Below are 12,653 nucleotides of genomic sequence, written 5' to 3' on the forward strand. Positions count from 1 at the left end.
GCCGGTTTCGCAGAATGGGAACCGTCCGCATGAGCGCGGACTACCCCAGGGAACAGGCTATGACCTCAGTATCGTCCGTCTCTGACAACACCGCAGCCCTGATGATTCTGCAGCAAAGCAGAGTTGCGGACGACAAGCCGCCGAGCGCAGCTGATCCACTGCTCGAAGCGGCAAACAAGGTCTCGAGCGAGCCGAGCGCCGCTCAGACGCAGGCAGTCGCAGCCGTCAACAGCGCGCTGCTGGATCTCGCCGCGAAGCAGGATTCACTCGTCTCGATCGCGATGAAATTCATCGACTCCGACAAGTTCAAGTCCAGCGATCCGACAATCAAGGAGACGCTGAAGAAGGTGATCGAGTCCAATCGCGAGGCCTTCGCTGCAAGGATCATGGATCAGCAGGCGAACCAGCCGGGAATGCTGCTGGAAGAAGCGATTGCCAACGCGGTCACCATGACGATCAGGGGCAATCGCGACCGCTTTGCAGAAGGTGAAATCTTCGTCGGCTACAAGACATCGGGTAACCTGATCCTGCACAACATCGCTGATATCACGGGCTACAGTTCATCCCGCTATCTCGAGGAGGATCTGGAGGAGGCGCAGGATGCCTACGAGCAGGCGGTTCGTGGGCTCGAAGAGGCGGAAGATGATCAGCTGCGATGGGCGACGCGAGATCATGAGGTCGCCTCACGTTACTATGAAGAGGCGCAGGACGCGCTGATGGAATGGAACGCGACCTGGCTCAGGAAGTTCGGCTGGCTCGATTAGGGTTGTGCTGCGAGCGGGCTCCCTACAGCGCCGCGCGTCCAATCGGACACCACAGTACACGACAGTAGCCCAATTGGTTTCGCGGATGCTTTTTTTGCCCTCATTCCTGTGACGAGCACAGGAATGAGCGGCTGTCTTGGTCGTCAAGCGTTTTGCTGCCATGGCTTTTGGTCCCTGAGGATGGCGTTGAGGACGGTGAGCAGCTTGCGCATGACGGCGACGATAGCGACTTTCTTGGGCCGGCCGCGCTCGGTCAGGCGGTCGTAGAAGCGCTTGAAGATCGGGTTGTGGCGGATGGCGACGAGTGCGGCCATGTAGAGCACGTTGCGCACGGCGGTTCGTCCGCCGGCGATGGTCCTGCGGCCGCGCATCAACCCGGAGTCGCGGTTGATGGGAGCGACACCAACGAGGGCGGCGAGCTGCTGCCGGCCAATGCTGCCGAGTTCGGGGATCTCGGCGATCAGGGTGCGAGCGGTGACGTCGCCGATGCCGGGCACCGACTTCAAAAGTGCCTCCTTTTCGCGCCAGACTGGCGAGCCCTTGATGCCATCACCGATGTCGCGATCGAGCTCGGCGAGCTCCTTCGCGAGAAAGGCGATATGACGATCGAGCTTCTTGGCGAGACGCTTGTCGGCGGCGCGCCGGCGGCGATTGGCCTCCATGCCGATCATCTCGACGATCTGGCGGCGCCTGGCCACCAGCTCGGCGAAGTGAGCGATCTCCGGCCCCGGCAACGACCTGACCTCGGGCCGAATGCGTTCGGCAAACAGCGCGATCGCCTCGGCGTCGAGCGCATCGGTCTTGGCCAGCCGGCCGGTCGCGCGGGCGAAGTCGCGGATCTGGCGCGGGTTGACGACACACAGCGGCAGCCCGGCACCGGCGAGCGCGGCGGCGACGGTGACTTCGAAGCCGCCGGTTGCCTCGAGCACGACGAGCGCAACGGGCAGAGCGGCGAGGCGAGCGACAAGCTCGTCCAGCCCCTTGCCGTCGCGGGAAACGAAGAATGCCTCGCCCGACGGCCGCAGATGGACGTCGAGGCGATCCTTGGAAACATCGATGCCGACGAAGACGGCGAGCGGTTCGTCCATGACCCATCCTTGTGAATGCGGGCGCGTGCCCAAGCGGCTGTTCGGGTTTGGGACTGCGAAAACGGCGGCCGCACCAGGCTCATTCACGGGCTTCGAAGCCCCAGGGCGTGTCGGGCCGACCGCCGCCTTCAACCTCGCCGATCGCGTTCCGGCAGGCAACTGAAAGATACAAGGGCAAGAGGAGATGCGTTACCGCACCAACGAGGTAGAAGCTGGCTACTGTCGTCTACTGTGATCGGACGCGCAACGGTCGCTGTGGCACTTAGAATCGCTGCATGATTTTGTCCTCAAATCGATTCCGATTTGCGGAATCATGCAGTAAGCTCCGCGGCAATTCACACCGGGATTGCCTGATGTCGCTTCGCCTTGCCACCTTCAATATCGAAAACCTCATGAGCCGCTTCGATTTTTCCGGCTTTCGCAACCAGTTGAAACAGGATCGCGTGTTGAGGCTTTTCGACGTTAGGAGCGAAGCTGAGTATCAGCGGCTGGAGGAGGCGCGAACGATCGCGCATACGGACGACACGCGGCAGATGTCGGCGCTGGCGATTGCCGATTGCGACGCGGATATCCTCTGCCTGCAGGAGTCCGACAACATGGCGGCGCTCCAGGCCTTCGAATACGGCTATCTCTTCCGCATGGCCGGCAACGGCTACCGGCAGAAATACCTGATCGAGGGCAATGATTCACGCGGCATCGATGTCGCCGTGCTGATGCGCGAGGAGACGCGCGACGGTCAGCCGATCGAGTGCCTGGACGTCAAGAGTCATGCGGGGCTCACCTATGCCGACCTCGACTTTTTCAACGACGAGCTGGCGCAAACCAACCGGCCGGGCGACCGCATCTTCAAGCGCGACTGCCTGGAGTTGGACTTGAGGATCGGCGGCCGGCCGCTGTCGCTTTATGTCGTGCACTTCAAGTCGATGGGACCGGCGCGCGAGGGGCTCGACGGCCGGCAGGCGACGATGCCGCTCCGCATCGCCGAAGCCAAGGCCGTGCGCTACATCATCGAAAGCCGCTTCGGGCGGGGCCGCACCGCCGACAAGGCGTTTGCGATCTGCGGCGACATGAACGACTACCAGGAGAAGGTGGAGATCCGCGGCGACCGGCGCAATGGCTACGAATTCGTGCCGAGCGAGGAGGAGACAAGCGCGCTCGACGTTTTCACCATGGACGGCTTCGCCGAAAACCCGATGCTGCGCCGCCCGGTGCTCGACCGCTGGACACTGTTCCACAGCCGCGGGCCGGCGGAGCGGCATCTCTGCCAGCTCGACTATATCTGGCTCTCGCCGGCGCTCGCCAGCCGCAATGCGACCCGGGTGCCGGAGATCATCCGCGCCGGTCAGCCGTTTCGCACGATCTTTCCGGACGGGCAGCAGGTGGAGCGCTACCCGCGCATCGGCTGGGACCGGCCGAAGGCCTCCGACCATTGCCCGGTCGTGATGACGCTGGATATCTGATCATGAGCCTTCTTCAAAGCAACCGCCCCGAATGGCCCGCCGAGGGCACGATCTTCCCGATTTCGGCAGTCCGGATCGATGTTTCGCCGGAGCCGCATCCGTTCCATGTGGCCGAGGTGGAGCGGGCGCGGGAAAGCTGGCAGCATGAGATCGCCGCCAACCCGCATCTCTTCGACGGCAATATGGTGCTGCAGCGGGCGATCCGCATCGAGGAGGGGCGCATTGCCGCGAGCGGCCACGTCGTTCCCTATTCCACCTTTCTCTGGTGGCGCAGGAGCCGGGCGCCCGAAGCCTTGCATATCTTCGGCATGCCGCTGCTGCTTTCGTCGGACGGCGCGATGATCGCCATCCGCATGGGCAGCCACACGGCCAATCCGGGGCGCGTCTACAGCCCCGGCGGCTCGCTGGAGCCCGAGGATATTATCGACGGGCGCTGCGATCTCGACGGCAATATTGCGCGCGAGGTCAGGGAGGAGACCGGCATCGAGCTCTCCGAGGCTACAGCGGAGCCCGGCTACCAGGCGGTGCACATGAACGGCACGCTCACCGTATTCCGGATCCACCGGCTGGCGGCTACGGCCGACGAAATCGTTTCCCGGGTCGCCGAGCATGTCGTGACCGATCCACATCCGGAAATCGACGAGGCGGTGGCGATCCGCGGGCCGGATCCTGAAGCGCACAACTATCCGGATTTCATCCCGCCGATCCTCGAATGGCTCTTTGCGAGGAAGCGGTAAGCTGCAGCAATTTAAAGTGCAACAGCGTCATTTGCGCTACTGATATGACGCGCTGCGATGTAGACCGCGGAACTATCTTGACATCTTCTCAGCAACCGTCTCCCGTCCGGTGGATAAAGCGTACGGCGCTCAAAGTATAAAGGCTGCAATTCCTTTATATTCAGAAACGAGGCGCGCCGCAGAAGAGTCTTGGACTTTGATGAGCCTGCGGGTGGGACATGCTGTCGTGAGCGCTGCAAAACTCCTCGTGATCCTGCCGCTGACGGCGGCCTTCGCCTATGCGTCGCTGGTGGGCTTGATGTATCTTTCGCAGCGTTCCCTCCTATATCCCGGCGCCAGCGCGGCGCCTGCGGCAGCGCGCGCGAGCTGGGGCGAGAATGTATCCATTGAAACGCCCGACGGAGAGACGCTTCATGGACTCTACAGCCAGGGCGAATTCGACAAGCCGTGCGTGCTGCTCTTTTTCGGAAACGGTGACCACGCCGACAATTACGGCTTTCTCGCGCAGGCGCTGGCCGCGCGAGGCATAGGATTGCTGGCGATTTCCTATCGCGGCTATCCGGGATCGACAGGCTCGCCGAGCGAGGCGGGGCTGCTGACCGACGGCATCGCCGCGTTCGACTGGCTTTCAGTGCGCTCCAAAAGCGGGATCGTCGTGCTGGGCCGGTCACTTGGCACCGGCGTCGCCGTGAACACGGCCGGGCAGAGGCCGGCCGTCGGCGTCATCCTTGTGTTCCCGTACCTGTCGGTCCTGTCAGTCGCGCAGGCGCGTTATCCGTTCATCCCGGTGGCGTTGCTGATGACGGATCCCTTCCGGTCCGACCTCAACATCGCGAAGGTGAAACAACCGAAGCTGTTCATCCACGGTCGACGCGACGACAGCATCCCGCTCTCTTCGGGCGAGGCGTTGTACCGCATCGCACCCGAGCCCAAGCAGATGCGGATCTACGACGGCTCAGGTCACAACGACATTTGGAACGAGAGTACCGTTGGCGACGTGATCGGCTTTGTGGAGGCGCTGCGCGGGTAGGGCTCTGTGTTCTTCGGTCCGCGCTCCGTTACCTCTTCCGGCGTTCAGGAGGAAGGGCTAAGGTATCACGTGCTGCGTGGGGAGGCGGGATGGCGAACGAGCGCGTCGAACGGCGAGTTGCGGTCATTATGGCGACCGATATCGTCGGCTACTCCCGGCTGATGGAGGCCGACGAAACCTCGACGCTTGACGCCGTGAAGCGATTGCAGGCTTCCATTCTCTCCCCGAACATCGCCGCACGCGGCGGCCGCATCGTGAAGCTGATGGGCGACGGCGCGCTCGTCGTCTTCAGCTCGGCAGTCGACGCGGTGGATTGTGCGATATCGCTTCAGGAAGAACTGGTGTCGGATCAGAAGGACGTGGCGCTCGACGACCGCATCCTCTTCAGGATCGGGATCAATCTCGCCGATGTCGTCATCGAGGGTGATGACCTGTTCGGCGACGGCGTCAATGTCGCCGCCCGCCTGGAGGCGTCCGCCGAGCCGGGCGGCATCTGCATCGCCGATGTCGTTCACCGGCAGCTCGGCGCGAAGGGCCGTTCGGATTTCCGGGACGGCGGCGAGATCGCGCTGAAGAACATTGCGCGGCCCGTGCACGTCTGGCACTGGAGGGACGCACCGATGGCCGGGCCATCGCCGTCTTCGCCGGCGGCGCGCACGTCGATCGCCGTTCTGCCGTTCGAGAACTTGAGCGGAGCGCCGGACCAGGACTTTTTCAGCGACGGCATCACCGAGGACATTATCGGCGGCCTGGCCCGGTTTCGCTCGCTTTCCGTCATCGCCGCCAGTTCGTCCTTCAGTTTTCGCGGTAAGGATGCCGGGCTCAAGGAAATCGGCAAAAAGCTGTCCGCCACCTATCTGGTCGAGGGCAGCGTTCGACGGTCGGGTGAACGGATCCGCATCACAGTGCGGCTTATAGAGGCGGCAAGCGGAACGCACCTGTGGTCGGAGCACTACGACCGCAGCGTGACGGATATTTTCGCGGTTCAGGACGAGGTGACGCGGATGATCGTCTCGACAACCGTCGGGCAGATCGAGAGCGCCAATGTCCGACAGGCGCTGCGCAAGCCGACGACGAGTCTTGCGGCCTACGAATTCTACCTGCGTGGGCTCGTGCATATCCGTAGCTATGGCCCCGACGACAATGAGCAGGCCCGGCTCATGTTCGAGGCGGCCATCGAACGCGACCCGCAATTTGCGCTCGCTCACGCATATCTGGCACTCGCGAAACTCGCGCTTCACGGCTATGCCAACGCGCCGGCCGATATTCTCGAGGATGCGCTGGCGCTTGCGCGAAAGGCGGTGCGGCTCGACGAGAGTGATAGCGGCTGCGAGCGTTTGCTGGGCCTCATTCATTACTTCCGCCGGGATTTCGAGCTAGCGGAACGGCACTATCGCCGCGCCTATCAGCTGAACCCCAACGACGCGAACACGATGGTGCAGTTGGGCGGTCTGCTCACGCGGCGCGGCCGTCTCAAGGAGGCGATGCAGTGGATCGACGAGGGTTTACGCCTCAATCCATTCCCGCCGCAATGGTATAGTGTAACCCTCGGCAACACCCTCTACATACTCGGGCGATACGACGAAGCGGCGGCGGCGCTCAAGGAGCAGCCCAATCCCGGCCAGTTCACCTGCGCACGCCTCGTTGCCTGCTACGCACAATCCGGAAACGTGGCCGCGACCGACGAGGCGAAGGCGCGCCTTCTGAAACTCTGCCCGGATTTTTCGACGGAAGACTTCATCCGCCGGGGCTTGCTCCTGGAGCGCCCCGAGCAGCGCGAACTGTTCCGCCAGGGATTGCTGAAGGCGGGACTGCCGGAGTGAAGCGCCCCCCTTGTGCGCGTCATAGGAATCCAGCCACGGCGCGTCTTGCGCCGCTCAGACGTTGTCTCCCTCGGTCGATGTCTTCGGGCGGGCGGGCGGCGTGCTCTTCGCGCCCCACTTCCATCCGCTGATCTCAGGCATGTCGTCGCCGTATTTTTCGATATGCTCGCGATGCTCGATCAGCTTCGCGTGGATCGCCTGCTTGAAATAGGCCGCGCGCGCACCGAGTTGCGGCAGCCGGTCGATGACGTCCTCGACGAGGTGGAAGCGATCGAGCTCGTTCAGCACCACCATGTCGAACGGGGTCGTGGTCGTGCCTTCTTCCTTGTAGCCGCGCACGTGAAGGTTATCGTGGTTCGTCCTGCGATAGGTGAGCCGGTGGATCAGCCACGGATAGCCGTGGAAGGCGAAGATGATCGGCTTGTCCCTCGTGAACAATGCGTCGAAATCGCGGTCCGACAGGCCGTGCGGATGCTCTTTCGCAGGCTGCAGCTTCATCAGGTTCACGACATTGATGACGCGGACCTTCAACTCCGGCAGGTGCTCCCGGAGCAACTGCACCGCCGCCAACGTTTCGAGCGTCGGAACGTCGCCGCAGCAGGCCATGACGACATCCGGTTCGCTGCCCTTGTCGCTGCTCGCCCAATCCCAGATGCTGACGCCCATGGCGCAGTGCCGCACGGCCTCCGACATCGTCAGCCATTGCGGCGCCGGCTGCTTGCCGGCGACGACCACGTTGACGTAGTCGCGGCTGCGCAGGCAGTGGTCCGTCACGCACAGCAGCGTGTTGGCATCCGGCGGCAGGTAGACGCGGATCACGTCCGCCTTCTTGTTGACGACGTGGTCGATGAAGCCCGGATCCTGATGGCTGAAGCCGTTATGGTCCTGCCGCCAGACATGGGAACTCAAGAAGTAGTTCAGCGAGCCGATGGGTCTACGCCACGGGATCTCGTTGCACACCTTCAGCCACTTGGCATGCTGGTTGAACATCGAGTCGATGATGTGGATGAAGGCTTCGTAGCAGGAAAAGAAGCCGTGGCGGCCGGTGAGCAGGTAGCCTTCCAGCCATCCCTGGCACTGGTGCTCGCTGAGCACTTCCATGACGCGGCCATCCGGCGAGAGATGGTCGTCTTCCGGATAGATCTCCGCCATGTAGCAGCGATCGGTCACCTGCAGCACGTCCTGCCAGCGATTGGAGTTGTTCTCGTCCGGGCTGAACAGCCGAAAATTCTTGCTCTCCAGGTTCGCCTTCATCACGTCGCGCAGGAACGTGCCCATCACGCGGGCCGACTCCGCCACCGTCGCGCCGTGGCCGGAAAACTCGACGGCGTAGTCGCGGAAATCCGGCATCTTCAGATCACGCAGGAGCAGTCCGCCATTGGCGTGCGGATTGTCGCTCATGCGGCGATGGCCCGCCGGAGCGAGCGCTGCGATCTCGGCCTTGAACCGGCCGGTGTCGTCGAAAAGCTCCTCGGGCCGATAGCTCTTCATCCATTGTTCGAGGATGCGGATATGCTCCGGCTTGTCCATCTCGCCCATGGGCACCTGATGCGAGCGCCAGTAGTCCTCGCATTTCTTGCCGTCGATCTCCGGCGGGCATGTCCAGCCCTTTGGCGTCCGGAAGACGATCATCGGCCATGCCGGGCGCTTGAGATTGCCGTTGGTTCGCGCATCGGCCCAGATATTCCGGATCTCGCCGACGACCGTGTCGAGCACGCCGGCCAGTTGCCGGTGCACGTCCTCAGGGTCCCGCCCTTCAACGAAATAGGGCTTGTAGCCCATACCCTCGAAGAACTTCCGCAACTCCTCCTCAGGGATGCGGGCGAGGAAGCAGGGGTTGGCGATCTTGTAGCCGTTCAGGTGGAGGATCGGCAGCACGCAGCCGTCGCGGGCCGGGTTGAGGAACTTGTTGCCCTGCCATCCGGTGGCAAGCGGCCCGGTTTCGGCTTCCCCGTCGCCGACGACGCAGGCGACGATCAGGTCGGGGTTGTCGAATGCCGCGCCATAGGCATGGCTCAGCGCATATCCGAGCTCGCCGCCCTCGTGGATGCTGCCGGGTGTCTCGGGCGCGACGTGGCTCGGTATGCCGCCGGGGAAGCTGAACTGCTTGAAAAGCCGCTTCATGCCCGCCGCATCCTGGCTGATATCGGGATAGACCTCGCTGTAGGTGCCCTCGAGGTAGGCGTGAGCGACGAGTGACGGCCCGCCGTGGCCGGGGCCGATGACGTAGATCATGTCGAGGTCGTCGCGCTTGATGACCCGGTTCAGGTGCACATAGAGCATGTTGAGGCCGGGGCAGGTTCCCCAGTGGCCGAGCAATCGCGGCTTGATGTGCTCGCGCTTCAGCGGTCCTTTGAGCAGCGGATTGTCGAGCAGGTATATCTGGCCAACCGAGAGATAATTGGAAGCCCGCCAGTAAGCATCGAGCAGACGCAACTCATCAGGCGAAAGAGGGGTTTCCGTTTGGATTTCGGGTGCGGTCTCAAGCGTAGCCATCGAATCCTCCTGATCGAAGTCGGAACGCGGCAGGGCAACGATTTTCGAGATGCGGACGTCGAATGCCTTCGGAAAGGGCGGCGCCAATTTCGCACAAAAAACGCTCCGGGCACAGGAAAAATCCGAACGGCCGTTCGCCCGCGGTACCGCTCGTAAAATAAAGCGTATCCGATTAAATCGAAACCGCTTGACATAGGATTTTCCTTCACGTATTTACAGCGCATCCGATTGAAGCGGATCCGAGTTAAATGAACAGAAAGGATTTCCACATGACCGAGAAGCTTATTTTCACCGGCAAGACTCACAACACCGGCGGCCGCAATGGCGGCACGCGGAGCAGCGACGGCAAGCTGGACCTCAAGCTGTCGCAGCCGCACCCGGCCGCCGAACAGCTCTTCGGCGCCGCCTGGTCGGCCTGCTACATCGGCGCGATCGAACTCGCCGCCTCGCAGAGAAACGTCAAGCTTCCGGCAGGCCCCGAGGTTGACGCCGAGATCGACTTGAACGTCGATGACGGCTCATACTTTCTCCGCGCGCGCCTCAATGTCAGCCTGCCGGGCGTCGAGCGCGAGCTTGGTGAGGAACTGATCGAGGCGGCGCACGGGATCTGCCCGTACTCCAAGGCAACGCGCGGCAACATCGACGTGACCACCAGCCTCGTCTGAACGGGATCGGTCGGGTCTGGCTCTCAAGCAATTCCAGGAAAAGTGTGCAGCGGTTTTCCGTCCGGAATTGCGTGAGTTTCAAGAGCAATTCCAGGAAAGTCTGCAGTCCGGAATTGCTTGGTTCAAAGGGCAGGGCGGTTCACTGCTTCGCCGAAGCAGTGAACCGCTCTCACGGGCGGACCCGACGCCTCGCCAAAATTGCTGACACGACAACAAGGGGAAGAACACGCAATGCCTGACAGCCACGCAGAGCCACCGCGAGCCTATGGCGAGTTTTCGCTTGTGCTCGACGGCGGCTATGCCAAGGCCGCCGAGATGATGGACGCAAAGGAACTTGCCGCAGCGTCATCACGTTAGGTGAGGCCGTGGACGAGCGAGCCGGGAGGAAATCGGCCCACGCGGCGGCAACGGCCGCTCGTCGTCCGCCAGTCATTCTTCAAGAATGCCGCCCCTCCGCGATCTCGACCGGCAATCCTGGCGCGGTTCACGCGCTGGCATTCGCCGCGCAGTCCTTCCGTGTACGATGTCTTCGGCTTTCAGGACCCGCGTGGATGGCGCCCAAATAAATCGCCTCGCATTTCACACGCCACTCATGATCATTTTCCCGACCGCCAATTCGCTCGCGAAATAGCCGCTGTATTTGGGCAAGCTGTCGGGCATGTCCAGCACACGACGGTGATAGAATATATCCATCCGAACCGACGGTAGCCGGGCCTCGGGCGCGAAATTGCTGGCCGGGATGAACATCACCTTGAACGGCCCGACGCCCGCAACCTCCACAACGGGCTTGCCGCAAGTCCGGCAGACCCCGCGATTGAAGTTTGGCGGCGGACGGTATTTCTTGAATGAGATATTGCCGGCGTTTTTCAGCACGACATCCTTGGCGCGAACAGCGACCACATCCGCGAACGGTTTCTCGTTGAACGCTTGGCAGATCAGGCAGTGGCACCGGAACCTGGCTTTCGGCGACGTATGCACCTCGAACGAGCAAGCGCTGCATTCGCAGGAACCGCGTAGCGGCAATGTTGTGTCGGTGGTCATGTGCTGGTTTTCCTTAATTTCATTGGGAAACGGAATTGCGATCACCGAAGCATCATGTTGAGGATGGTATCGATCGGTTGTCTAAACGGGGCGTGGAGCAGGTTGGAGAGGTTCCAGCGACCCTGCTCATAGATCCCCTTGGCATGGCTGAGGGTACGGAAGCCCTCGACGCCATGGTATGCGCCCATGCCGCTGGACCCGACGCCGCCGAAGGGCAAGTCATCCTGGGCGATGTGCATGATCGTGCCGTTGATAGTGACGTTGCCTGAGGTTGTTCGGCTCAGCACCATGCGTCGGTCTCCATCATCGGCACCGAAATAGTAGAGCGCGAGCGGCCGAGGCCGGGCGTTCACATAGGCAATCGCATCGCCGATGTCGCGGTAGGGAAAGATCGGCAGGACTGGGCCGAAGATCTCCTCATGAGCAATGCGCATGGTGTCTGTGACGCCAAGCACCACGGTTGGCGCCAGCGTGTTGGGGCGACGGGATGCATCGCCGGGCCGGTTGCCGACCTCGATGATCCGCGCTCCCTTGGCACTAGCATCCTCGATCAGGCCCTGGAGCCGGGCGTGGTGCCGCTCGTTGATGATGGAAGTATAGTGTTCACTCGTCGGGCCGTCCGCATAGAAGGACGCCACTTTCCGGTCATACGCCCCGACGAACGAGTCGACGTCGTTTTCGTGGACAAGTGCGTAATCGGGGGCGATGCACGTCTGGCCAGCGTTGAGCAGCTTGCCGAAAGCGATGGACGCCGCCGCCTGGTCGAGGGAGTGGCCTTTGGCGACGATGACCGGCGATTTGCCCCCCAGTTCAAGGGTGACCGGGACAAGGTTGTCGCTGGCGGCCTTCATCACCGACCGCCCCACCGCGGTGCTGCCGGTGAAGACGAGATGGTCAAACGGCAGGGCAGAGAATGCCGCCCCTACGGCCGCATCGCCGGTCACGATCGCGAACTGGTCCTCGGGGAATATCTCGCCGAACATTTTTGCGAGCAGCGCATTGGTGACGGGCGTGAACTCCGAGGGTTTCAGCATCACCCGGTTTCCGGCAGCGATGGCGGTTGCGACCGGCATCAGCGCGAGGTTCACCGGATAATTCCACGGCGACATCACGCCAACGACGCCAAGCGGCTGATATTCGATGCGGGCGCTGCCCATCCGCATGTGTAGAGCAACGTGGCGGCGGGTCGGCGCCATGAATTTGCGAAGATTGCGGATCAGATACTTCGTGCCCTCGGCGACCCCTCCAACCTCCATGATCGCCGTCTCATACCTTGAGCGATGCCCGAAATCGGCATTGATGGCATCTTCGATCGCTTTGCGGTGCCCGATTATCGTGGACCTGAACTTGGCCAGATCAGCGCGTCGCTGCGCCAGCGAGGGCGCTCCGTCACGCAGGAAGGCAGCACGCTGGCCGGCGAGGAGACTGCCCAGCCGATCAGCTTCGGTGTTTTTTGCGATTGCGTTCATGGTCCACTCCAATGTAGACAGGAGAAACTTACGCCCTTGACATAGGCGCTAAAGTAGCCACTGTCAACAATGTAGTCACA

General features: G+C 62.3%; 11 protein-coding genes. 7 read left to right on the forward strand and 4 right to left on the reverse strand.

The features are described from left to right. Positions 1-59: 59 nt before the first annotated feature. Positions 60-764 carry a hypothetical protein gene (locus tag PZN02_RS13660; protein WP_280658515.1) on the forward strand — a complete coding sequence of 235 codons (705 nt, stop codon included), beginning with the start codon at positions 60-62 and terminating at the stop codon, positions 762-764. Positions 765-907: 143 nt separating this feature from the next. Here the strand turns inward: PZN02_RS13660 and PZN02_RS13665 are convergent, their stop codons facing one another. Beyond that, positions 908-1,852, reverse strand: a complete 945-nt coding sequence (locus tag PZN02_RS13665; RefSeq protein ID WP_280658516.1) for an IS110 family RNA-guided transposase — start codon at positions 1,850-1,852, stop codon at positions 908-910. Positions 1,853-2,205: 353 nt separating this feature from the next. Here PZN02_RS13665 and PZN02_RS13670 point away from each other — a divergent pair, with 353 nt between their 5' ends. The 4 genes from PZN02_RS13670 (at position 2,206) to PZN02_RS13685 (ending at position 6,902) form a co-directional block, all read left to right on the forward strand. Continuing rightward, the gene (locus PZN02_RS13670) at positions 2,206-3,312 is read left to right on the forward strand and encodes an endonuclease/exonuclease/phosphatase family protein (protein WP_280658517.1); all 1,107 of its coding nucleotides are present in this window, start codon (positions 2,206-2,208) and stop codon (positions 3,310-3,312) included. A gap of 2 nt (positions 3,313-3,314) precedes the next feature. Further along, entirely contained in the window at positions 3,315-4,049 is a 735-nt protein-coding gene (locus PZN02_RS13675) for an NUDIX hydrolase (RefSeq protein ID WP_280658518.1), read from the forward strand. Positions 4,050-4,275: 226 nt separating this feature from the next. Beyond that, entirely contained in the window at positions 4,276-5,079 is an 804-nt protein-coding gene (locus PZN02_RS13680; protein ID WP_280661488.1) for an alpha/beta hydrolase, read from the forward strand. 89 nt (positions 5,080-5,168) lie between these two features. Next, positions 5,169-6,902, forward strand: a complete 1,734-nt coding sequence (locus PZN02_RS13685; protein ID WP_280658519.1) for an adenylate/guanylate cyclase domain-containing protein — start codon at positions 5,169-5,171, stop codon at positions 6,900-6,902. 54 nt (positions 6,903-6,956) lie between these two features. On the opposite strand, the gene PZN02_RS13690 is transcribed toward PZN02_RS13685, so the two are convergent. Beyond that, positions 6,957-9,398 carry a phosphoketolase family protein gene (locus PZN02_RS13690; protein WP_280658520.1) on the reverse strand — a complete coding sequence of 814 codons (2,442 nt, stop codon included), beginning with the start codon at positions 9,396-9,398 and terminating at the stop codon, positions 6,957-6,959. Between the two features lie 269 nt (positions 9,399-9,667). On the opposite strand from PZN02_RS13690, the gene PZN02_RS13695 reads away from it, so the two are divergent. Beyond that, positions 9,668-10,063 (forward strand): organic hydroperoxide resistance protein, encoded by a 396-nt coding sequence (locus PZN02_RS13695; protein WP_280658521.1) that lies wholly within the window; start codon positions 9,668-9,670, stop codon positions 10,061-10,063. Positions 10,064-10,294: 231 nt separating this feature from the next. Further along, positions 10,295-10,420 (forward strand): hypothetical protein, encoded by a 126-nt coding sequence (locus PZN02_RS13700; RefSeq protein ID WP_280658522.1) that lies wholly within the window; start codon positions 10,295-10,297, stop codon positions 10,418-10,420. A 222-nt stretch (positions 10,421-10,642) separates the two neighbouring features. Here the strand turns inward: PZN02_RS13700 and PZN02_RS13705 are convergent, their stop codons facing one another. Then, the gene (locus tag PZN02_RS13705; RefSeq protein WP_280658523.1) at positions 10,643-11,149 is read right to left on the reverse strand and encodes a GFA family protein; all 507 of its coding nucleotides are present in this window, start codon (positions 11,147-11,149) and stop codon (positions 10,643-10,645) included. Continuing rightward, positions 11,146-12,573, reverse strand: a complete 1,428-nt coding sequence (locus PZN02_RS13710) for a coniferyl aldehyde dehydrogenase (protein ID WP_280658524.1) — start codon at positions 12,571-12,573, stop codon at positions 11,146-11,148. Before PZN02_RS13710 ends, PZN02_RS13705 begins: the two co-directional genes overlap by 4 nt. Positions 12,574-12,653: the final 80 nt, after the last annotated feature.

Source organism: Sinorhizobium garamanticum (genome assembly GCF_029892065.1).
In the GTDB taxonomy this organism is placed as follows: domain Bacteria; phylum Pseudomonadota; class Alphaproteobacteria; order Rhizobiales; family Rhizobiaceae; genus Sinorhizobium; species Sinorhizobium garamanticum.

Excerpts from the sequence above, each read along its gene's own strand:
- PZN02_RS13670 (WP_280658517.1), top strand. The coding sequence starts at position 2,206 with ATGTCGCTTCGCCTTGCCACCTTCAATATCGAAAACCTCATGAGCCGC.
- PZN02_RS13690 (WP_280658520.1), bottom strand. The coding sequence starts at position 9,398 with ATGGCTACGCTTGAGACCGCACCCGAAATCCAAACGGAAACCCCTCTT.
- PZN02_RS13700 (WP_280658522.1), top strand. The coding sequence starts at position 10,295 with ATGCCTGACAGCCACGCAGAGCCACCGCGAGCCTATGGCGAGTTTTCG.
- PZN02_RS13675 (WP_280658518.1), top strand. The coding sequence starts at position 3,315 with ATGAGCCTTCTTCAAAGCAACCGCCCCGAATGGCCCGCCGAGGGCACG.
- PZN02_RS13710 (WP_280658524.1), bottom strand. The coding sequence starts at position 12,573 with ATGAACGCAATCGCAAAAAACACCGAAGCTGATCGGCTGGGCAGTCTC.
- PZN02_RS13660 (WP_280658515.1), top strand. The coding sequence starts at position 60 with ATGACCTCAGTATCGTCCGTCTCTGACAACACCGCAGCCCTGATGATT.
- PZN02_RS13695 (WP_280658521.1), top strand. The coding sequence starts at position 9,668 with ATGACCGAGAAGCTTATTTTCACCGGCAAGACTCACAACACCGGCGGC.
- PZN02_RS13685 (WP_280658519.1), top strand. The coding sequence starts at position 5,169 with ATGGCGAACGAGCGCGTCGAACGGCGAGTTGCGGTCATTATGGCGACC.
- PZN02_RS13665 (WP_280658516.1), bottom strand. The coding sequence starts at position 1,852 with ATGGACGAACCGCTCGCCGTCTTCGTCGGCATCGATGTTTCCAAGGAT.